This window comes from Nocardia sp. CA-129566 (assembly GCF_050956075.1).
GTDB lineage: Bacteria > Actinomycetota > Actinomycetes > Mycobacteriales > Mycobacteriaceae > Nocardia.
Genome location: NZ_CP192085.1, coordinates 2,893,957 through 2,919,458, shown reverse-complemented (window position 1 = coordinate 2,919,458; position 25,502 = coordinate 2,893,957). Strand labels below are relative to the sequence as shown.

The following is a 25,502-nucleotide window of genomic DNA, read 5'->3' as shown; positions in this document are numbered from 1 at the left end:
GAGGCCACCGCGCCGCAGGCGGGCACCGGTGGCGATCATTCCGCTTTCGCGGATCTGCTGGCGACCGTGGATGGCGCACAGCTGGCGGCGTTACGCGAGAACGCTGTTGCGGAACGTTATGCCGTGATGGTGGATTCACGCGCGGCAGATGGCGATCAGAAGCGCTTGCAGGAGCTGGGCCGGACGGTCGACTGGCTCGGGGATTTGATTGATGCGATAGAGCATCCAGAGGCGGTTGCCCCGGAACGGCTTCGCTTGCTGGTGCATTTGTTCCATGCGGAAGCCGAGCGGCAAGCGGCGTTGGCCGACTATGCGAACCAGCAAGGCGGACACGATATCCGTGATGCGCGAAGCAGGCAGGCGGCAGTCGATCGATTGGCTGCCGCCGCCGAGCGAGTCGACCAGGTCGTGGCGGCGTTGCCGATGCCGCAAGCTGTTGCCCCGGCGAGTATCGACGTCCGGAACTTGTTGGCGGCGGTGGACTCCGGTGAGTTGGAGTCGGTCTGCATGAACGCCGAGGCCGAACATCGTGCAGCGGTCGTGGATCCGCGCACCGCGCCGCCCGACGACCTCGAACGCTTGGGCATACTGCGCCGAAAGGTCGAGCTGCTCAATAAATTGCGCAACGCCCTCGCGCATCCGGAAGCCCTTCCCCCGCAACAACTTCGCCTGCTGGTGCACCACTTCCACGCCGAAGCGGAGCGGCAAGCGGCGGCGCGGGCATTGGCAGCGGTCGAGCGCTACCACACGGCTGCTGGCCGGGTCCGAGCCCTCCACAACGCCTTGCGGCCGGACGTGTCGCGCGAGAGTCTCGAGCGCATACTCCGGCAGGTCTGGGACGATCAGAATTCCATCGAGTCCGAGTCCGATGTCTACTACCGCCACCTGATCGCACCGACCGAACCGAGCTCGGTGACCGATCCCCAGTCCTACCTCAGACGACTGATGGCAATTCTCGACAGCCGGGCGCCTGGTCAACAGACCGCTTTTGTCCAGTCGAGGATGCTCGGACTCTCGGAAACCTATCCCGATGAAGCCGAGGCGATCGCGGGGGTTCCGGGCAGTGTCAGCTTCATCCAATTCCGGCGAGCCGATGCCGAATCACAGAGCAGATTCGTCGTCTATTGCCATCCCCGCCCCGACACCTCACCCGAGGTCATGCACGACATCGTGCACGAGATAGTCGACCGGCCGAACGAGTTCCCGGGTGTCGTGTGGGCTAAGATCGCCGGACCGAATACCCCGAGAAACGACTGGATTACGATCCGGGTTGCCGAGTTCGAGCAGGCCGAATCGATCCTCGGCTGGCTGACGAACTATCAACAGCAACACCCGGATTTGTTCCTGGATTCCGTGCCGGGCCTGACCTATCGGGTCTCGAGGGGTGTAAGCATCGGTGCCAATCCGCCCGGCCGCGATAGTCGCGGCTCGCTTATACGGCGCGTCATATTCGACGCACTTCAGTCGACCCGGGCGATGGGTGGCGATTTCGACGCATTCCGCAACAGCGTCCTGGACGGGCTACTTGCCGGCGGCGTCGACCCGGAACATCCTTGGCTGCCGGTCGATTCGCCGTACCGCGATATACACCCGACAGCCCAGCCGAGCCGTGCGGCCGGTTCGTCCGTTGTCTCCGGCCGGTCCGAGCAATCACCACCGGTCCAAGGGGAGCACACAGAGGAACCGGCTCGACCGCATGCCGAGCCTACGGCTGGACCTCCCCAACAGAAACGATCGAAATCGGAAGAGTCAGGGTCGGACAATCCCCCAGCGCCGCAATCAAACCCACTTCCGAACGCCGCTGCGCGGGCGCTCGCGGACTATCCGGCCGTATTCGATCAGCCGCGCAAGCTGCGGGAACTGGCACGGAAGCTGCGCCAGGGCACCACCTTCGAGGACATGATGGTGGTGCGCGAGCTCTCCCATCGACGCAATGGTGTCGCCACGCCGGATCTGTCCCGCGAGAGCTTCGAAGAATTCCTCCGTCTCGTGTGGGAGAACCGGGGGGCCATCAACGGGATCGAAGATGTGTACCGGCTGTATACCGGGGCAGCCGAGAGCACCATTACTGATCCAGCTGTCTTTGTCGGTGAACTCACCGCGATAGTCGGACAACGGCGACCAGGGCATCGAACCGCGTTGGTGCATTCTCCACACGGGACCATCGACGTCGACACCGACAGCGCCCAGAATGTGATTCCCAGTCTCGTCAACTTCATCGAATTCGAGCGAGACGGTGCGCCACGCGACGGCCTGTACCGGGTTTATGTGAACGCACGGGCTGACGCCGCGCCCGCACTGATGCGTGGCATCGTGCACCAAATCCTCGACAACCCGGATCAATTTCCGGGCGTTCACGCGGCGAAGATCGCCGGTCCCGCGACGACGCGCGACGACGGAATCGTGATCTATGTCGACCAACTCGGTGATGCCCACCGCGTCGTCGAGTGGCTACGGGGATACCGGGATCAGCACAGCGACACCTTCCTGTGGTCCGTACCGCCGATGACGCGACAGGTTATGGAGGGTGTAGCCATCGGCACCGATCCGAACGGAGTGTCGAGTTTCGGCCTGGTCCGTTCGGTGCCGATATTCGAGTCATTGGAAGCAACTCAGGAAGCTGGCGATTTCGCAGCATTCCGCGACGACGTCCTGGACAGACTGCCCGACGCCGGCGTGGATCCAGACCATCCGTGGCTGCCGGTCGGCTCACCCAAATGGCGGGATCATTACGAAGTCAATCTGATATCGGCCGCCGGCGTGACCGACCGAGGTGGGCAACCCGGCGCCAGGCACAGCGTGAACGAGGATTTCTTCACGCTCACGACGGCGGAGGTCGGCGGCGAGCAGTGGACCTTGGCTGCGGTAGCCGACGGGTTGTCCGGCCAGGGGCACAGCGACGAGGCATCGCAGGCGGCGACCGAAGCAGCCGCGCCGATACTGCACGAGGAGGCCGCCCGTGTCGCACAAGGCGCCAGGCCGGACCCCAAAGGCACCGCGAAGCGCGCATTCCAGGCCGCTGAGCGCGCCGTTCAGCGTCTGATATCGGAGAAGTACGCCGATTCCGAAATTCCGCCCGCCACCACGTTTGTGTTGACTATCGCGACTCCGACACGACTCATCACCGTGGCGCGCGGCGACTCTCCTGCTTACTGGATTCCCGACGGCGACGGCCCCGCGATCCCGCTGATCCCCGATGACCCGTACCTCGTCGAAATGGCGCAGAGCCTTGGCATGACCGTCCACGCGCTGCAACACGCAGCGTTCGGTGCGAGCCTCAACCATTACCTCGGTCAGGACACCGAATCGGGCGAGCCAGAGCCCCACATCTACGACCTCCCAGCCGGGAGCGGAACAGTGGTGCTGGTTACAGACGGTGCCGTAAATATCTATTACAAAGATCAGTCGAGTACGGAGTCTCCCGAACAACGAATCGCCGACACCTTCCGCCAAAAGCTGGCGGAATCCTCAGGCAACCTGATCGCCGCATCGAGAGCGTTCGTCCAACACGCGATCGATGCGGGTGAACACGACAATGTCACCGCCGTACTGATCGGCAGCCCGTCCCGCGAGGGCGGTCCCGCGAAACCCGCACAGACGGCAACCGAACGTGACCACGAACCCGCACTCACCCCAACGAATCCCGACCCGCGGTCGAATACACCGTTGGGTGCGGCCACGCCTCGGCAGGAAACCGCGGTCGCCACCGGCGAGCCGACCTCCGTGCCCAAGCAAACCACGCCCGCTCAGCCGGGCGCCACCACGCCGCCTGCCACCCCTCTGATCGGCATGGGCAATGTCGACGCCCCCTGGGACGGCGGAGAGGTCGATCTCACGCTGACGCCGACCGATACCCGCACCGCCGAGCCCGGCGCCGCAGCTCAGGACAACACCGCTGCGCGGCAGACAACCACACAACCGACCCCGCCCCGGGTTGTCACCGCGGCAACAACCAATCCCGACAACAACGCCGCCGACGCGCACGCGAATCCTCCCGTTGTCTCCAGTGAAGGCGGGTTCACGCTGCACGACCGCAACGACGTGCTCTGGCGAGGTACGCAGCCGGATCCGCCCCCGCGGACCGCGGAGGCCGACATCGCCAAGCGCGAGCTCGTAGATCTGCTGAAACACCGTCATCCCCGGCTGTCAGAGATCGGTTTCGACGTGATCGGGATCGATCATGAGGATGTCGGTGTCGGGGCGGTTCGTGACATCGTCCGGGCGGCCGATGCGGTACTGGCGAAACGCCCGCATGTCGATGTCCCGATCATCCGCATCGGAGATACAGTCGTTGGTCCTGCCGAAACGGTCGGCAATCCCGAAACCGGGCGAGTGCACGAGATCGCGGTGAGCCACGCCTTCGTCGTCGACCCTGCGGAGTTCCGGGGCGATGTGCTGGAGGGTTACTACCCGCGGGGAACCGGTCACCCGGTCTACGACGTCCTGATAGGCCAATTCGGTCAAGCCATCGACATCGCAACCGGCGGCGAAATCAGCAGGCAGGCCGACACCATTATCGAAGCTGGCTACGAGGAGTTGCGCGCCGCCGGTCGGATCGACACCGACCTGGACACATGGTGGGACCAGTTTCCCTACCTCACCGATGCCGTCTCCATGGCGTTCGCCGACATCGAGATCAACGGGCAGAAAGCAGACACCCCACAAGCAGTGCTGTACGAGGCGCTGAACCAGAAGTGGCAGAGCATCCCGGCCGCGGAGCCACAGATTGTCCGCGAGGAACAGGAGGCCTTCCGCCGGGAACGGCAACGTGCGATTGAAGAACGCGAGGATGCCTGGCGGGAGGCGCAAGTTCGCCGTGAGCAGGCCGTGCTCGATGCCTTGGTACAGCGCTTCACCGGGGACGACCTCGCTTGGGGAGGGGATTGGCGCGATGCACTCTGGCGAGGATCCGAGCCGGATCCGCCACATCGGAGTGCGGAGGCCGAGCTGGCAAAGCGCGAGCTGCTGAAGATGGTGAAACAGCGTCATCCGCAAGTCGACCTGATCGAATCGGACTGGGCGGATTCCCTTGGCGCGGGAAATGAGATCCGAGTCGGAACTGTCCGCGATATCGTCCGAGCCATCGACACGGTACTGACAAGACATCCGGATATACCGCTGCAACTAAGGGTTCAAAGCGCTGCACTAATTTCTCGCTTAGTGCCGGAGGGGAAGGGGGTCCCCGACGCTGTCATGCAACTCCTGCAACAAGAGGAAGGTCCTGTCTGTCGCATCACGTGGCGCGCGGAGCATCTCCGGAATCCGCATGGTTTTGGCGAGGAGTTCCGGAAGAACGTCAAGTCCGGCTGGAATCCACGTGGCACCGGACACGCGGTTTACGACACGATGATCCATGAATTGGCTCATGCGCTGGATCGCATCTACAACCGATGGGTAGACAAAGCGCAGCACCAAGCCGCGGTCGACGGCATTCTCGATGCCGGCTACGAAGAGGGACGTAACGCAGGCCGAATCCAATCGGACAAGGACACCTGGTTGAGCCAGCTCTCCAAATACGGCCTTACAGACTCGCGCGAGGCCGTAGCGGAGTCGTTCGCCGATATCGAGATCAACGGAGGCAAGAAGAACACACCGCAAGAGCTATTGCATCGCGAGCTGCCCAGGCTGCGAGCGGCTGTGCAAGATACGGATCGACAACGGCCTGACAGCCAGCGCCAACGCCGCGCCGAAGAGCCCCAAACCGACCCCGTGCCGACCGACCGAATGACCGAACACGGAAATGCCACGGGCCCAAACAGTTCCGAGCCTTCCATTGATGTCGGCGAAACCGGCTCGGCGGCAAGCAGTTCCAGCGCGCATGAGAGCGCAGCCCACACCGGAGGCGAACCACCTTCGCCGAGCAACCCCGAGCCGGCTCCGGAACCGACGGATGCCCGTCCCAACCAGGAGGCGGACGCGCATGATAGACCGGACGTCGGGCGCGGGAGCAGCAGCCGACCCGATCCTACGTCCGCCGATTCCACCGGGATACCGGTGGACGCGACGAGTGACACCACCCCAACGAGCGTGGTATCGGAGGGCACGGTCGAGGAAAACGAGAGCGATTCGGGCGCAAGCGATTCCGAAGCCTCGGGCGCGGAGACAACGAGTGACGCTTTCGCGACCCCGCCGCGTTCGCTGGTCGTCGGATCGGCAGCCCAACTGTATGGGGTTCTAGCCGCCGAACAGTCGGGCGAAACCGCTGGATACGACACCGCGCTCGATACCACGACCGACCGGGCCTGGATCAAAGCCCATGGCGGCAGCAACCGAGTTCCGCTGGCCACCACGCAATTCCACGATCTTCCGAATGATGTGCTGTCCGAACATCTGCGCTTGGCCGAGATCGCGCTGCCGGTCATCCAGGACGCATTGGATTCGGGGACCGATATCTCGAGTGACGACTTCCTCGAGTACGTCAGCGGCCGGATCCATAACGGGCGACTGCAACACCATTGGCGCACTGCCACCCCGGAGCAGCGGCTGCCGTTCGACGATCCGGGATACCCCGAGGAGCTGCGCGAACAGCATCGGCGCCTCGCACGTGCGGCACGTGATTCCGTCGTGGCGGCCAGTGCTATCGATCGGTCCGTAGCCGATCCGTTCGAATCCTGCGAGACGGGCGCCGAGGTCGCCGCGGAGATGTGGCGCAGGCACGCGGTCCACATGTTCGGATTCGACTTGCCAGGTGTGACAGTGGAAGTCGTTCGTGAGTTCGCTCGAGCGATACACCAGCTGTTGACGGAATACCCGCAGGTCCAACTGCTCCAGATCGGGATCGGGCCCGTCTCGGGTGGGCGACCATTCTCGATGAGCGACCATATCGCTGGAACCGATACGCGTTACCCGTTCACGCGGTCGATCACTCTATCCAGCGTCTTTGCTACCTCCCCGGAGTTCTTCGCTCCGACTTGGGCCGCGATGGTGCAGAACGGCCGCGCCGTAGGGGCGGTTGACCAGCCGATACTCGGCATGACCCGAATCGAATTCGGCTATGCACTCAATAACGCGAGTTGGCTGTACGCGCAGCGGAACGCCAAGCTCACACTTATCGTCCACCACAACCGCAGCCATGAGGGGCCGACCAAGTGGGATCCGAGTCAGGCGTATGCCTGGCGGGACCGTGAGTTCCGCAGCTATGGATTCGACGGCCTCGGACAACTCGACCCGGCCCGCACGGTAGCCGGAGCCTTCGCGGCCATGGAGAACGACCCGACCGGCGCATCGGTCGGGGAGCAGGTCCTGCACAACCTATTGACCAAGATCGCGCCACAGCACCAGGCCGAAAAGTACCGCCTGCGAAGGAGACTCGCGGCCGAATACCACCCGGTGACACCGGCGGAGCAACAGGCCAAGATGGCGATGGTCGCGGCGCTGCGAGCCGACCTGGGCATAGATGTCATCGGTATCGACAACCCCGGCATCACCGCGGAAACCGCTGGTCAGTTCATCGCGGCCATACGGCACATGGTCGCGCGGTTCCCGATACTCAAAGACTTGTCGGAGATCAGGATCGTCCCCGGCAACGTCGAGTCATTCGGCCACCAGTCCCATAACGAGATCGAATTCAACGAATTGTGGGTTACCGCACCGGCGCAAAAGCGCGCCAATGCGGTAGGGCAATTGGATTCCGGACGGCTCCGCGTCGATCTAGATCGCGTGTATTTCTGCCTGGCCATCCACGAATTGGCCCATCAGCTGCGCAGGCTCCTGCCCGACACCGCGCCGGGTGCGTATGAGGTGTCCGGTGAGTACGTCGAGGAAACCTACGGGTCCAAAGACAACCGAGTGCTGCGGCCATGGATGGCGGAGCAATTCAGCTCATACGGTATCCGTCAAGAGGACGGGGCTCTCGATCCGAACGAGGCCGAGGCAGAATCGGTGGTGGCCGCCGAGGTCGACACCCTGACGCCGACCAAGGGCGAGTTGCTCGTCCACCGCAACATCGCGGCGCTGGCCGACGCCGAGGCCGCACGACGCGGCCTGACCCCGACCGAGCCCGCCATGGCGGAGCAGCCGGATTCCGGTAGCCCAACGCATTATTCGACGCCGAGCGTCGAATATCGCGCAGGCGACAATCCCGACGATGTGCAGAGGCAACTGGAGGCATTGGTCGACCAGGTGCTGGTGGGCCAGCCGACCGAGGCGGTCGCGGAGGGGCGGCGGATGGCAGGCCGAATGGTCGATGCCATCTACAGCGACGGCGCCACCGTCGACAGCGCACAGTTGTCGGCGCGGCTCGTCGACCGGCCGGGCGGCGGCGCGGAACTCGAAGTCGCGATGACGGACGACCTCGGGCGCCGGGTGGCCGGCTATGTGGCCCTGGTCGAACAGCTGTCGGCCTCGGACACTCGGGTGGAGCGAAGCCTGGACGTGGCACGCATCGATGGGGAACTGCCGTCGCTGGTCAACATCATGGTGTGGAACTGGCACGATGACACGCAGTCCTTTGCGATGGACAGTGTCGCGGATCAATTGACCCTCGGCGCCGAGGACGACAGTTGGTGCGTCCTTCAGATGTCCCACACCGCAACCGGTGCCAACACCATGGCGATTGTGCAGGGACGCGGCCCCGGTCGACGCGAGACCGGGATGATGCTGGCCGCCGGACCCTCCGATGCGGCAGGCGCAACGGTACGGGTCGCGATGGCGATCGATCTTGACCAACCAGTGGACAGGGCTGTGGCGAAGCTGCGGAAGGTGGTCGGCGAACTGACCACCCACTGGACGACCGAGCAAGGCCTGCTGGCCGCTGATACGGCCCAGCGCATGCTCCTCGACGCCCGCCCGGCGGCCGATCCGGATCAGACGGGTTGGTTCCAGATCGAGATCTCCGGCGAACCGGGCAGTCGGCTCATGGAGTTCCGGGTGCTCGACGGCCAGGCGTCGATGACGACGGATCGGGACGCGATCGAGGAGGTACTCCCGACCACCACCGAACAACCGGTCGAGGCGGGGCCGAGCACAGTGGCCGGTGCCGAGCTGCGTTCGCTGGGGATCGGGCACGGTGCCGCGAACCGGGACCAGGCCCGGGCCGAAGCGACCGACCTGGTCGCAGAGCTGCTGGCGAGCCAGGACTCCTGGTCGGCCGAGCAGTCCGGCACGGCAACACTTTTGGCCGACGAGTTGGTAGGGGCCGTCCCTGACAATCCGAACGTCGATGCGAGCTTGGTCCTCACCACGCTGGCGACGGACGAAAGTGCGGCGCTCTGTCTCGAGTTGCACGTTCGCGGCAGCGCAGACGCCGCGGCGTTGCACCTCGCCGAGGTCTATGCCGACCGCTCCGGGATCGAGTACGTTCCAGGCGGCTACATCGTGTGGGCAGTGCTCGGCGACAGAACCGAGGGTGCGGCGGAAATGGTTACCGCACTTGCCGATCGCGATGATCAGCTGCCCGAGCCGGATGGGCGACTGGCCACCGAACCGATATCCGAGGAGCTGTCCGGGGAACTGCATTCGGCGACGCAACGCGGCGCGAACAGGCTGGCGGCGGTTGCGCTCGGCCTGTCATCCGGTGAACTGGAGCTGACCACAACCGTGGTGACGCCAAGCCATATCCAACTGAGGGTCGCCAATACCGACGGCAGACCGGAGAACACCGTCGGCGAGGAGCTCGCCGAATCGACCACCGCGGCACCGCGTTCCGATGTAGCCGACCTCGCCGCCGCGGTGGACGACGTGCGGAGCGGGCAGACGCACATCAACACCACCGACCTCGAATCGGCACCGACCGCTACCAATTCCGACACCACACCCGACATCCCTGAGCATGTCCGTCAATGCCTCATCCAAACCGTGCGCGCCACCTGGGCCGTCGGATACGACGAGGCAACCTTCCCCGACGAAAACGCCGACACCTGGCAGCAACTCGAAGACAGCCTGCACGCCAAATTCACCAGAATCCCGATATCAACCACTACCCCCGACGCCGACCCACTCGCCCACATCATCGACCGCGTCGAACACCCGAACAGCAACGTCGACACCATCGTCATCGTCATCGACAACGGCACCAGCGCCCACGGCTACATGGTCACCAACGTCGATGGCACCACCTTCATCTTCGACACCCTCCTCTCCGAACCCGCCACCGCCGAAACCAGCCAAGAACAACGCACACCACGAGTCCGCACCCGCACCCAATGGGAGCGGTCCCTGCCCGAAATGCGAGCCGCCTTCGGCGAAATCACCGACGCCTTCTGCCTGGAGTTCACCAGAGACACCGAGGACACCAGCGACACCAAAGGCCGCCTCCGCCCCGTCCGCCGATCAGACCCCGACGGACCCACCCAAGAACAACGCCGACGCCCAATCCTGGGCAAGCAAAACAACACCCCTGAAAACCCCGACGAAGCGTCGGCACCCGACACCCAGCGCAACCCGACACCTGCCGCCAATAACGAAAACTCCACGGGCACGGGCAGTTCCGACCCTGCCTCTGCGGAGAACCAGCTCCCTGTGCAAGAGCAGCCCGAGGGTAGCGCATCACTGCTGGACGTAATTCGCAATGACCGCTACGTCGGCGTACGCCTCGGCGCCGAGTTCTTCAACACCGCCGGTTCCGAGGTCATGGCGACGATGACATCCCTGTATTTCATGAAACAGGGACCCGAAGTGGCGGGTGCCGTTGGATGGGCCGTCCAGTTGCCGCACATCGCCGGCGCACTGATCGCGGGATCTTTGGCCGACAACGCCCGCATCCAACCCAAGGAATTGCTGATCGGCAGTCAAGGCGTGGCCGCAGCAGCTGGAATCACAGCAATCATCGCCCTTGGATCCGGAACGTCGTACTCCGTCCCCATACTCGTCGGAACAACACTCGTCGGAGCAGCCTCCTCCGTCCTCTACGGCAGCGCCATGGACAAGTTTCTCGTCGGAGCGGTCGGTAAGGGTAAGGCGCAAGACGGACTGACCCGATTCAACAACCTCAAAATGAATGTCACCCGCGTTCTGGGACAGGGGCTCGGGCCGATGGCACTGAAAGCCGGGGCATGGACGGCTCCCGTTATCGATGTCAGTACGAGCATTGTGAATCTGGCGACATTGTGGCGGATGCCAACGTCCCCGACCGCGAAACAGGGTGAATCGGAGGGTATTTGGAAGTCGATCGCCGAGGGGGTGCGTGCCGTCCAGAATCTCCCCGTGCGGCGACGTTCCAACTTCAACCTAGGCCTTACCAATTTCTACCTGGGAATGCAGGGACTGCAGTTCACGTGGCTGATCGCCAACTCCGGGCTCCCGGAGTGGCAGCAGGGAACAGCGCTGTTGATCACCCCGCTCGGGGGCGTGATCGGGAATCTGATACCCAAGAGGTGGCTGGAGAAAACCAGCATCGACACGCTGCTCACGGCCAGATTGGCCGGTCTGGCCGGGCCAGCGGTACTCGCGGCAACCACCACCAGCCCCTGGATGGCCTCGGCAGGACTCGCCGCCACCTGGGCAGTCCTCGGCTCGGCTGGGATCCCCGTCACCACCTACGTGAACAGAACAACCCCGTCCGAAGTGCGCGCACGAGTGAGATCCATCGGTGTCGTGACGACCCGAGGCACGTTCGCGCTGGGTCCAGCGGTCGCCGGCGGCGCAATAGCACTATTGGGACACCAAACCACCGGCACATCCATCGCCGCGACATTCGGCACCATTGCGGGCTGGTCCCTTTACCACCGGTTGTTCAAAGCCCGGAGGCTGCTGGACTGCATCAATCAAACATCCCAAGCCACATGGGCACTCGGTCTCAACACGGGAATCAAACCAAAGAGATGGCAAAAGAGTCCGGAACACCTCCGGAGAGCCATCGCAACCCAACTCGTCAAAATCGAGTTCGACTCCGACACTGAAAACCCCGTCACCAAGACCATCGAGGACGTCCGAAACCTCAAAGACGGAGCCGACACCGCCGTCCTCCTCCTCGACCACGGCACGAAGATGCACTCCTTGACCGTTACCAACACCGACAACAAACCCGGCGGCAACATCGTCATCTTCGACACCAACATCACCAACCCCGACGACCCCCACACCGACCCCAACGACCCTGAACGCATCCCCCGCGTCCGCACCCTCGACGAATGGAAAGAGTCCTACCCCGACATCAAAGAGGCCTTCGTCGCCTTCCTCACCACCGACGAGGAAGACAACCTCACCAACCTCCACCCGCACGATCCTGACGAGGAAACCCCGCGCAAGGACGGCAAAGTCCTGGGGCCAATGCAGAATCCGTCGGACGGGGGCGCGTCACCATTCAGCAATCAGCCGGACGCAGCTGACAGTTCTGGCCCCGCGCAATTGGACTCTGACAATGCGCCGAGCGCGCAGGCACTCGCGAACAACGCCGAGAAGCCGAGAGCCGTTGCGGACCAATCAGATTCCGGAACCGAGCCGACCACACCCGCGACCGATTCCAAAGCCTCGACACCCAGCACCGAGCCGCGCCGTACGGATACGGGGCTCGGTTCCGCCGAACGTTCCGGCGGAACCGAATCGGCGAGTCCGGTCCGGAAAACACCATGGAGCACCAGCGATCGCTCCTTCGAGGACGGCTATTTGTCGCAGACCGGCGACGCGGCTGGGCCGAAGCAACTGGTAGGCGGACCGGGTGATGCAGGCCGCCGAGTCGAACCAGCAGGTCAGGCCACGCAGACACCGTGGAACAGTCGCCAGTCCGCCGCTGAAGCGGCTAGCGCCGAGGAGCTCGACGGCGGCAGGCCAGCCAATCCTTGGTCGGGTAGGAAGGCTCGCTCACCCGAATCGACTCCGGCCCAGGCAGATAGGAACCTATCGGACGCACAACTCAGACAACTGATCGACGAATATATCGCACAAGGCCATCCAGAACAGGCCGCCAACCTGCTCCGGAAACACTTCCAACGCAACGTATTCCCTTGGATCCAGGCACGCATGCCCGACCCGCGAACAGCCGAGGAAATCTACAACGAAGCATGCGCGAGCGCGATCAACGGCCTCGGCCAGATTCACCAACGAACCATCGAACAATGGGTCGGCGTCATCGCCGGCAACCTCATCGCCGACCACCGCCGAACCGCCGAAACCTGGCACCACATCAGCGACTTCATCATCCGCGGCACCAACCTCACCACAACCGAGCCCCTCCTGACCGCACTCGCCCAAGCGAACACATCACAAGTCCGCCGACACCTACGCGCACTCGACCCCACCCACAAACAGCTGCTAGGCCGATTCGTACCCCGACACTCCAACACCGACGTACCGACAGTCCCCCGCAATCCCGCAAACGAATCCCGGGCACTGTGGAATGCTGCCCGCGCATTGGTCATCGCGGTCGCCGCCGAACAGGGCGTAGATACCCGCCTCCCGGTTTCGCCGCGGCCGACCACTGCCACCACGGCGCCGACCGAACTTCGTACCAGCGGTGCGGAACAGTTGGTCGAACCACTGATCGGGCAGGTACCGACCGATCGTGGCGTGCTGTCCAACCGTGAAGGGGAAGTGCTCGACCTGCTTCAGGCGGGCATGACTCCCGCACAGATCGCCGTGCGGCTGCACATGGATCCGCGGACCGTGAAAAATCACCAGGCGAACGCGGCCGCGAAGCTCCGCACCACCGGAGTGATTCAGACGGTGATGGAGGCACGGCGCCGGGGATGGCTCGCACGTGTGGACACTGAGCGCTCGAAGACAATCTGGCCGGACGACTCGGAAATCGAATTGCTTGTCATGATGGCGGAAGGATTGTCCGACATTGTCATCGCGGAACGGTTGGGAATCTCGGTCCGGCAGGTAATCCGCCGCAGAAGACGCATCGGTGACCGTGTCGGAGAATACAAGCGAACCCCGCTTTTGATGAAGGTACTGCGTTTGGGGCTGCTGGACGAGCACATCCCTGGCCCCCAAGCCCGTTCCACTCCCTGGGCCCCAAACGATTCCGAGTCGGTACTCGACGGTCCGTCCGACGAATTCGAGACGCCGACAGCACGAGTTACCGGCGGCGAGACCATCGCTGCCACGCCATCTGGAAGCGATATTGCGTCGTCGGACGAATTGCTGTTCACGCAGGAGCACGACGCCGCGCTGGCCAATGCGCTGACCGAACGCGATCTGGCAGTCGCGGATGTCATCCCTCAGGTGCGCGAGCTGGAGAACAGTCTGGATGGCGCTGTGGATCCCACATGCGCGGTAGGCGCGTTCCAGGATGCCTGGAACCTCGGATTCGACGTCCAGCAACCAATCGACGTGCACAAACCGGTACCACCAGCAGCAGTAGCCTGGCTGGCCGGAGCACACCACCAACGCCTCGACGGCGGCCTCGCCGAAGCAGAACAGCTCCTCACCGGACAAGGCGCCGGTGCCGGAATGCTGGTGAACGCCCGCCGCGCCGGCGCCGCGATCGGACACCTATTCCTGCTCCACAACGACGGCAAACAAATCTGGATCCACGACCAGCAGGCAACACAGCCGAAAACAGTGCTCGACCCGCAAAAACCACCATTCCCGATACAGACCACACATGTCCTGCAACTGACCCGCCGGGACAGCGACAACACGCTGGAGTCACGACAGCAACGACTCGGCGAAGGCAACCCACACACCGACCCGGACATGACACGAGGACGTGCCCTACGACCAGTCGACGCCGGCGCACTCCCCCCCGACGATCACACACGAGAACCGCAGGATCCCGCTGCGCCACTCAGCAATTCCACGGAAGAAGCCGAAGGCCAGGCCCCGTCGATCCCGCGGGACAGCGAAGCCTCGAATGTGATAACTATCGCCCGGGAGGACTGGGAGCTGGGCCAGCTGGACATCAAGAGTCTCCTGCCGGGGCATTGGCCGAATGCACCCCGCACGCCCTTGGCCGTTCGGTTGATCTCCGCGTTGTTGGACGATGCGTTTCGTCACAGCAGTAGTGCGCGAGTAACCATGTGGGTCAAATTCGCCTCGTTGCACTGCACCGTCACGGCCGAGGGCCGTGCGTTGCCTACGCCGGATCTGCCGGGGCCGCAAGATTCCTGGGTCCCAGAGTTGAACCGGTCGGCCGCGTCATGGAGCTTCGGGTTGCGCCGGACGCCCCCGGGGCGGGAAGTCAGCTTCGTCCTTTCGCAGACCGATCACATCCCCGGCGTTACGCCGTGGGTTGTCCCCCTCACCAACGCCTCCCGTGCGGACGTGCCGATGGACCTGACGACCGGCGTGCGGATCAACCGGGATCAGCGACAATTGATCACCGAGGTCCGCCACGCCATCGTCCAGCTCACTGGCGTCGGGCGAAGTCAGACCTTGTTCCCGGAATTGGCGCTCGCGGCGTTGGTCGACAACGTGTTCCGGCATACCGATTCCGATGCGTGGGTGACCGCGACAATGTCCGATCGGGGCGTCGTGCGGGTCGAGGTCACTGACGATACCCATCAGCTGCCGGTGTTCGACTCGGCGCGGACTCCGAGCCGGGGCATCGTCACGGTGGACGACACCGCAAATCAATGGGGTGTCAACCTCCATCGACGGGGCAAGACGGTGTGGTTCGAATACAACATCAACCGGGCAGCGGCGGATCCTGAATCCGACCGCTCGGCCGACGCCACGGCAGCCGTGCTGGACGATTCCCGTGACTGGCTGGACGAGGCGGTGTTGCACAGCGGTTCGGCTTTTGAAGTCGCTGCATGGTCGCGGCGGACGTGGCAGGTGGAGTTCGTCGGCTTCGACGCTCCTGAAGCATCCCGGAATGTGGCTGGCGGCTTGAACCACATGCTCACCAAGCATCGACAAATCGTCGTGCGAAATGGGGCCGTCATCACGGTCGGCAAAGTCGCTGGCGACAGAGGTATCGACATCGTGGCGGATCGCGACGATCATGGCCGGGTTTTCCTGGAGTCGATAACCGTCGACCCTCGGCTGCTCGGCACACCGGATGAGCCCGCCGGCCGACAACTCTTTGCGGCGGTTGTCGGCGCGATCGGTAGCGCCCTCGTCGATGCTGGTGTCGGCGTGGTGCGGCATCGTGAATTCGAGTACACCACTGGTGTCGCCGTGGTGCAGGAGCGTGGCTTCCAGTATCTCTTCGACCACTACGTCAGGTCGCGACCTCAGCGAGGAGCCGATGACGAGACCGCGTTCGAGGAGTCGGTGCGCGTCCAGCTCGGCGAGTCCGTCATCAAGCCCCGAAGCCTGATGCGCCTCGGACGACGTGGCTTGTCGAAACGTTTCGATGTGCGGCGGGCCGCTCGTGCGGCGGTAGCCGACGTGGAGGTCAACGGATGGGACAATGCCTCGGACGCGGCGCGGACGCTGTATCGGCTGCTGTTCGCGCAGCTGCGCACGGACCCGGAGTCGCTGGATCTCCTCGATGCTGCCATCCCAGAGTTCGACCGACGCGCACGGATCCGGTGGGGCAACGAACATGACCATGTGCCGGATATTGCGGCGGCGTTTGAGGCTGAGCGCGGCATCCCAGTGGTAGTGGCCGATACGTCGGGTATCGACGGGGGCAAATTCCGTGCCTTCTGCAAGGGCCTCCAAACCATGTGGGACATTTTCCCCAAAGTCGAAATCCGCGCGGTGGGTACTCGACGGATGGACCTTTCGATGAAGGCGACGCCGGATGAGAACACCGTCGACGGCGTGAATGAGATATTCATCAACGAAGCCTATCTTCGCGATAAGTACCCGACGGATTATGTCAATGGATTCAGATACGGCGTTCATAACGCGTTCGACGAGGCCGGGTACCGCTTCGCATTGGTCATGGTAGCCGAGGCCGGTAGCGCGGTTTTGGATGATGTGTTTCCCGCGTTGCTCACACAATGGCTCCATGGAAGAGCCAAAGGGCTCTATAGTTATGACACGAATTTCGAGGAGTGGCTGCGAGCGCAGTTCACCAACTTCAGCCGCCAGGCTCGCTACCGCAACGATCATTGGTCGCCCCATCGAGAACTGCACTTGGACGAGAAAGCCGCTCTTGCGGAGTCGGTCGGCGCCGTCGTACTCAATTCGGGAAAGCCGATCGATGGGGAGGCACCGAAGCCCACCGATGGGCAGCGAGTGCTCTTTGCGCTGCTGATGAAGCATTTGAACCTCAAATGGAATGGAGCGCACGCCGACCAACGCGACCGCAACCATCCCGAAAATACATCGTCGACACCGACCACCGGGGCGACCGATGTCACGCAAGACAACGAACACCAGTCCGGAACCTCTCTGCTGACCGCCGAGTCCACCGCAGGCGTCGCGCAACCCTGGAATGGCGCTGTAGATCCCACATGCGCGGTAGGCGCGTTCCAGGATGCCTGGAGTCTCGGATTCGACGTCCAGCAACCAATCGACGTGCACGAACCGGTACCACCAGCAGCAGTGGCCTGGCTGGCCGGAGCACACCACCAACGCCTCGACGGCGGCCTCGCCGAAGCAGAACAACTCCTCACCGGACAAGGCGCCGGTGCCGGAATGCTGGTGAACGCCCGGCCCGTCGGCGCCGCGATCGGACACCTATTCCTGCTCCACAACGACGGCAAACAGATCTGGATCCACGACCAGCAGGCAACACAACCGAAGACAGTGCTCGACCCGCAAAAACCACCATTCCCGATACAGACCACACATGTCCTGCAACTGACCCGCCGGGACAGCGACAACACGCTGGAGTCACGACAGCAACGACTCGGCGAAGACAACCCACACGCCGACCCGGACATGACACGAGGACGTGCCCTACGACCAGTCGACGCCGGCGCACTCCCCCCCGACGATCACCAACAGGATTCGGATCCACGTCGAGTCGCCGAGGACGTGCCGAGCACGGACCGACCCGCGCATACGAACCGGTCCGACGAACGAAGGGCGGCCGGACCCGGTCCCGCCGCGAGTACCGCGGCGCCCACGGCTCGATCCATGCAGAGCCAGGTCCAATACGATGTGGCACAGCCCGTTTATCCCGACAAGTATCGGCCGGACCTCCTCGAGGGGTTCACTGTCCGGAAACTGAAGGTGCAGAACACGCTGTTCTGCGATCCGGATGGAACGCCGCACAACTGCGACAACTACGAGTTCTTCCTCATCGGCGCCGACGCGGAGGACTTCCGGGTATTCAGCGACGAATTCGACGACCTCGGTTCGCGCGACTCCGATTCGGACGACCCCGATTCGGAAGACAATTTCATGACGGCACACGAACTCCTCCACAGCACCTTTGCCGATCCGACCGATGGGCCGATCGCAGCCGGATTCTGGAGGCGGATGCGCAATGGTGTGGCCGAGGGTCTGCGTCCGTTCAGCGGGAGGTTCCCGAATACGGGTGAAACCCGGATGAAGTACGTGATGCAGCTACTGCATTGGCTCACCGTCCGGCATCAGATGGACCTGTCGACCCTGGACATGGGCAGTGTCATATTGCACGGCAGGGTTTTGCGGGCGCAGGGACCGATGTATTCCGTCCCCGAACTGATGGGTCAGTCCGTCCCGGACGTCGAATCGGTCTTCGCCAGTGCCACCGCGCTTTTCTGGGTGGGCGTCGCCGACGCGGTGTCGGGTCCGAATCGGATCTCGATTCCGCTCACAATCAACCTGATAGATGGCAGCACCGCGAGTTTCACGTTGGAACTCATCGACCACGGCGCCATGACGACTGCCCACTTCTTGGGCCCAGAGCTGGCGCCCGAATCGGCAGCCGCCGCCGCATACTCGGAATTGCGCACGTCGCTGATCGACCCCTGGCTGGCCGAATCGAACGTTGTGGTCGAGGGCGAAACCGAAGCCGACCCCGCTCCGGCCCCGACTACCGACACGCCACACCGAACGCCCGGCGCCACAGCGCCGCCGCTCGCACGTGTCGAGGACGGCGGTGCGGATACTCCTATCGATTCGGCCGTCGACAGGGGCGCGGCACCATCGGTGGTCAACCGACTCGGCGGACCCGCATCAGAGGAACCGAGTCGAAAGACGACGCCCCGGTCGGAAACGGTGGGCCCCCAGTCCACGGCAGCGGGACCGGATGAATGGAATCGAGCCGCGCAGACCGAGACCGCAGACGGCGAACCGTCGCAGCCAGGCGGCCGCACCGACGCTCTGAGTCCCCTCGACCAGGGCCGGAGGGACACTGCGGCCGATCAGTCTGCCGCATTGCCGGTAGCGGCAGCCATTGCACCATCTGGTCCGAAAACGGTCTCCGAAAGCTCCGGACCAGGCCAGGAACCGACGGATCGCCGCCCCAGCGAGGTGAAGGATCTGCCCGCGCGGCGGGCACGGCTGGTTCGGCAGCGTGAGCAGGCGCGCGAAATACGCGATGCCGCAGCCGAGATGCGCGACGATGTCGATCCCACCACGTTGGAAGTGGACCCGGCACGGCCCGACCAGGGTGCGCCACGACTGGAGCAGCTGCGGCAAGAGCGAGACGGCGTGCTCGACACCTTGGTCCAGCGTGGGGAGCGAGCGGAGGATCTCGACGCGGACCGATTGGGCGTCCTGTCAATGGGTTCCGATCCCGAATTGGCGGATCTCGCCGGGGAATTGTTGGAGCTCAACACCCTGGTGGACAACGCCGACGAGGTCAACCGGCTGGATGCCGAGATTCGCGGGCTCGACGGGCAGAGTCCGGTCCTGCATGGCCGGATTGTGACCGACGAGGACGTCACCGCGACACCCCCACAGCCCGTGGACGACAACCAGCCATTCATATATCGGCAATTGCCGTTGTCCGACGATGAATTCAAAGCACTGCCGGTGGAACAACAACACGCAGTGGCACTCGCGGAATTGTCTGCAACGGCATTGGTATTCCAAACCCGCGACGAAGCTATCGCCTATGCCAGGCAGTACTGGAACGAGAACTTCTCGGAGCTGGAACGCGAATCCCTCGCCTGGATCAAGGGCTCGGTATCGGAGAGTCCGCTGGGGTATGTGGCCGCCAATGCCTACCTGACCACTCCCGAAGGGCAGCGCTCCGCGAACGACGATGCGGCGCGACATGTTCGCTGTGTCGACGAAACGATGCACCACCACCGCTCCGAGCGCGACATGTTCGTAACGATCCCGCTGGTGTCGGATGGGACCACCGAGGTTTCCTGGAACCCCGGCTACAGCACCGCCGAGATAGGCCACCTTCCGTCGAACCGATTCGATTTCGTGGACGTAGGAATTACCTTGGTCCCCAAAGGGACCCGGATGTTGTGGGTCGAATCGGTCACCGGAATACCCGAAGCCGCCCTCGGACACGGATTCACCCGCGTGGTTACCCGCACCGTCGTCGACGGCGATCAGACCTTCGAGTACGGCTACCTATTGCCGCAAACCGGCGAGGCAGCCGGGCCGAGGCAGCTGACTGGCGGACCGGGTGCGCCGAACCATACAGCGGCCTCCATTGCTACGACCGAGCCGACCTCCCCGGTCGATGTGCCACCCCCGTCATCGCCGCGCCCCGCGTCCAGAAGACCGGCAGGGGGAACGACGCGGGACGGCGCGTTGCCGCCTAGCGCCCAGACCTTCTACGACAGCGTGAACCCCTTCGCAGTCACCCGATACCGCGGTGCGGGCGCCAACCGGCCACAGCACCTGTTCCGACAAGAACACGCCCTCCACCACGATCCCGACGAACGGTTCTGGGATCCTCTCCGTCCGAACCGCAAAGAAAACGGTTCGAGCGCAAACAATTCCGCGGACCCCGCGGACAGACCCCGCAACAGGCCAGGTGTCGAGTCGGACGGATCGAGCCCAGCCCCCAGCGCCTCCGCTCGCACCGGCGCGGAATTGCCTGCGGCCATCCGCCGACGGCTGACAGCCGCCGAAACCCACGCGGCGGAGTTGGCGGCCGAGGCGCTGCGGCCGGGCCGAGCGGTCGGTATCGACACCACCAACCTGCATCAGGGCGACGCCGCCGAAATCGAGCAGAAGGTCCTGGACCTGGAGGATCGGCAGCGGCAACGCCTCGCTGCGGCGTTGCGCCGGCTCGTCGCCGACGATGTGTTGGCCCGTGTGCTCGCCGACGACGATGCGATCCAGGAACTCGGGAAGCATTTCCGATCGCTGAAACCGCATGTCGAAGCCGCCTTCGAGCATCTGGCGGAGCTACGCGTCGCCCTGGCGATCCTGGCCGCCCGCGACCTGCTCGCCGCTGAAGGGGCAGTCCCGGTCCTCGACGATGAGGGGCATCCGATCGAAGGTATCGGCGAGGTGCCGGGTGAACGCATCGTGGTCGCATCGCCGCTGCAGGGCCAAGAGCTTCTCCTGGACGTGCTCGTCCCCGGCTTGCGAGAGCGGGCCGCGCAAGAAGGCCTGTCCATCGAATATCGGCGAGTGCTGATCGACAACGACGGGCGTCTACACGAGTTCCCGATATCCGGTGATTACGACGGACCAGACCCGGGTATCGGCTTCTACACCATTCCCGAGGAAATCGCATGGCTGAACGACCTCACTGATGAGCGTTCCTTCGCGGAAAAGATTGCCGAAGCCGAGGCCTCCGGCAAACCGTCCCGGCGGCGTCTCGACTCCGGTTCGAGTCGCCCGACAGCGCCGGAACAGCTGTATCGGATCACCTACCCCAACGGCTACCAGGCGGTCGAATGGACCATGCGGACCGAACGGCAGGCCGACTGCCAGGAACTGGGGCTGGGGACCGCCAGGGACGTCGGGGTGCCTGCCCCGGATGTGCTGCGCCGCACCGAACGCGTACTGCTCGTGGAGTACGTGCCCGGGCGCGACGCGGATTTCCTCCCCATACAAATGCTCGAGGACGCCTGGGCCAGCTACCTGCTCACTCCCGACGCCAAACGCCTGGGTTTGGCCAATGGTCTTATCCGGCCGTCGAATTGGCATACCGGCGACAAGTGGCGGCTGGATCGCGCCGGACGTCTCGTGCCCGTCAGCTATCTCAACGGCTACGCCGACGACGCGGAGCTGATCGGATTCGTCGAACGTGTCATGACCGAGCAGAACGGCACCAGGGAATGGCTCCCGCACGACACACCGCCCGCGGAAATGGCAGCGAACGAGCAGCGGCTCATCGACTCCCTGTCGAGATACGCACGGCGGGGCCGAACGAGTTGGTATGTGGATGTGCTGGAAGGCTTTTCCGGGTTCACCGAAAGTACGGTCGAAACCACTGGCCCGACCGATCCGGAACCCATCGATCTGGTGACGATGCTGGAGCGGCGTCGGCTCGAGCTGGCACACCAGCTGACAGCGGAATTCGGCTTCCCGCCAGCCCTCGGCACCTGGAGCGCGCAGGATTGGCGCAGCGCTGTGGCCGAGGCGAAACACCAGTTCGCCGACCAGCCGGATGCGGATGTCCACGACCACCTCGAGACCCTCGACCGGCTGAACCGTCTCCACCTGGACGCGCAACTGAAAGAGGTCAACGCCGACGAACTCGACGACACCTGGCCGGGATTGACCGAAACCTACCTCGAAGGCCTTAAGGTCCGGCTGGCCGATCTCGAGGATGGGACGCGGAACCCAGCCCCGAACAGCGAATCCGACGAAGCATGGCAGGCGCGTTTCGATCGCGAAATCCACGAAGCGGCAGCCGAATCGGGCCCGTCCCTGGAGTCCTTGCGCGAGCAGGCCCGCGCCCGGCGCGATCAGCTGGCTGAGCAGCACAACATCAAGCCGGCCGTATTGACGTCCGGATCGGAGACGCTGCGACGAATGCGCATCAGGCTGTCCGAGGCGGAGACGATGCTGACGGCACCGCCCGCAATCGCGCAGGTGTACCGCAAAACGTTCCAGGACATCCGCGATCTGCTCGCCGCGGCCGAGCGAGTCAACGAACTCGACGCCGAAATTCAGCTCCGCGCCGAACTCGACACGGCGGTGCAGCACGGCGCTACACGACAGGCGGCGGTCCGGACCAAGCTCGAAGAGCTGGCCGATCGGCACGGCGTCGACCCCGATGATCTGGCCGCTGTGCAGCGCGAACTGGACCGAATGGCAAGCCAATTCGCGCAGCACTTGGGCGTAGCCCGAGCGGTCGTTGGGCCATGGGTGCTGGCCTTCCTGGAGTTCCAGGGAGTGTCGGATGAAGATGCTCTGCACCAGATGGCTGTGCGGTACGGCGATCTCGTCACCCTCATCGCATGTGCCAGTGAGCTCACTCTGCTGAACGACCGCCTCGCGGAGGTCGAACCGCTCAACCGGCAGTATCGCGCGAACAGCGCGCGGCGCGAAGAACTCCACGCCGATATCGGCGTCGCGGCCGATATCGGCTTCACCGGATTGGTCGATCCCCCGGCTCCGCAATCGGCGGATGAGCCGAAAGTCTTGGAACTCCACGAAATTCGTGCGGAGATCGGACGTCTTGGCGGGCGACTGCACGCGATCGCCGACCAACTGCGCACCCCGTCGCCGCAACCCCGGCAGATCCTGCCGAAGCAACTACCGGTCAGCGGCACTGCGCGCGCACGGATGGCGACCGTTGCGGCAGAACAGGTGTCGCACATTCTGGAACTTCTGGAGCTGGACGATCCTTTCGACTTCGACCCTGGTATCGCGGGAGCGGAGGCCTTCCACTTCCTGAACCGCGACCAACGCTGGGACCTGGTCGGCCGCATGCGTGGACTCGTCGACCCCACACACGTGCCCGGGCGCTGGCGCGACCGCGACACGCGGACCGCGATATCGGAGGAAAAACAGACCATCGCGGCCAATCGCGCGATGACCGCCAGCATGGGCCAGGAGATCTCGCCAGAGCTGGACCTCGCGGACGCCTGTCTCGACGCCGCCATGCTGGGTATCGCGCTGGCCGAGGAACTCGCGGCCGCGCTGCCAGGGGAACCTCCCGTCCACGCATTGCGGTACTCCTCGGACGAATTGGGACAGCTGGTCTTGGCCATCGGTGACATCGACGCCGCCGACGAGGTGCACGTCCTGGTCGGTGGTGCCGGTGTGAATGTGGACTCGGTGACATCGGGTGTGGTCCGACTCGCCGAGGACATCGCGCAGTCCGCGCGGACCACGCCCGGCCGCAAGGTCGCCGCGGTACTCACGATCGGGCACGCCGACGCTGACGCGGCCGTGATGCGACTGCTCGCCGAGATCCTCGGGCTGATCCGAAGCCGCGGCTACTACGCCACCCAACCCGGCGGACGACCGGCATTGACCAGGATCCGTCTTGATGCAACCGACGATCCGGGCGCCCAGATGGTGGCACTGCTCACGTCAACGGACCCCGAACTCGAGCCCTACCTGGTGTCGGCGTCACCCGGGCCGGTCCAGCAGAACCCCGACGGATCCACTGGCTTCCAACTCCCGGACGACCAGCCCCTGTCGTGGTACGACCCCCAGTTGGCAATTCTGTTGGAAGGCAGCAGGGATTGCGCGCTGTGGATCCTGTCCCAACTCCTGCTCGACGGCGTACCGGTGAGAATGCTCGACGGACCGCTGCTCCCGGCCGGCATGCTGCCGCAACAGCTGGCTCGGCTCATCGGCGCCGTTTGGCACGAAAACGGACTCGCACCCGACGAGGAGCGCACCGCCCGCGATAAGGCCGCCGATATCGTTGCCGAATTGGGCCCCGGGGCGCAGGCCGTGTTGGTGGTCGAGCGTCCGGATGAGCTGGGTGCGCACGCGACCCTTATGCGTAGCGACGCGAAGACGGGCCAGATCGTCGAGGGCGAACTCGTCAATTACGACCCGAACCGGAAATGGCTGGAGCGCCGAGCCCGGACCGAGGAGTGGAAGGAATACGTCCGCGGCACACCAGGGCCCGATGGGGAACGGGTGTACCTCATCGTCCTCGGGCCCGACCGTAGGCCGGTCACATCGCTGGCTCCGGACGCTCCCCTTCCGGGTGCCCCTGGACACGACTATCCCGAGAAGCGCGTCGGCTCCCCACCATCGGAAGCAAACGAGCCCACGAGCCCCGAACCTGACCAACCGGAGGCGGGGGCCGACCCGACACCGCGCGGTGATACCCGCCCCGAAGAGGATGTCGCACGCGGAACCGACGGCTCGGCAACCGCCGTCCAGCCCGCGGCGGACCCCACACCGGACAAGTCGATCGATGCCGAATCGACCGATCCCTTCGCAGTGGAACCGGCTTCGGAGGCCGACCACGAGTTGGCGACGCAAGCCCTGCGAAAGGCGGCGTCGAATGCGACGGCCGAGTGGATGACGCGCCGCGACGACGCCAACCGCAGCCGAGTAGCCTCCGAAATTCTGCGATGGTGGCATCGTTTGAGCGATGCCGAGCGGGCGGCATTGATCATGGTGCATCCGCGTGCGGTGGGTGCTCGAGATTACCTTCCGGCGCACGTCACGAACGCAGCGAACGAGCGGGCCGTGAAACTGCTTGTGCAGAGCCTGCGTTCGCGACCGGACGAGGATCTGGATGATGCCCAGCGTCTGCAGTTGCAGTACGCCACCCGTCTGTGGGAAGGACTGACGCAGGCCAGGGCCCGAGACTTGGCGAGCCCGTTCGCGGTGCAACTGCTGCAGTTCGACCCGACGACGCTGGTGAGTCGAGTCGGGCTGCGGTTGATCGCACCGAGCACCGGCACTGGTGATCTCTGGCAAATCCGGGTGGGCCCGCACGACACGATGTG

General features: G+C 64.2%; 1 protein-coding gene (running past both ends of the window). It reads left to right on the top strand.

All 25,502 nt of this window come from inside a single coding sequence — locus tag ACQP0C_RS12845, LuxR C-terminal-related transcriptional regulator (RefSeq protein WP_433733142.1), on the top strand. Of the gene's 68,556 coding nucleotides, 17,721 precede the window and 25,333 follow it; the stretch shown corresponds to coding positions 17,722-43,223 — codons 5,908 (complete) to 14,408 (partial); the first codon wholly inside the window starts at position 1. Both the start codon and the stop codon lie outside the window.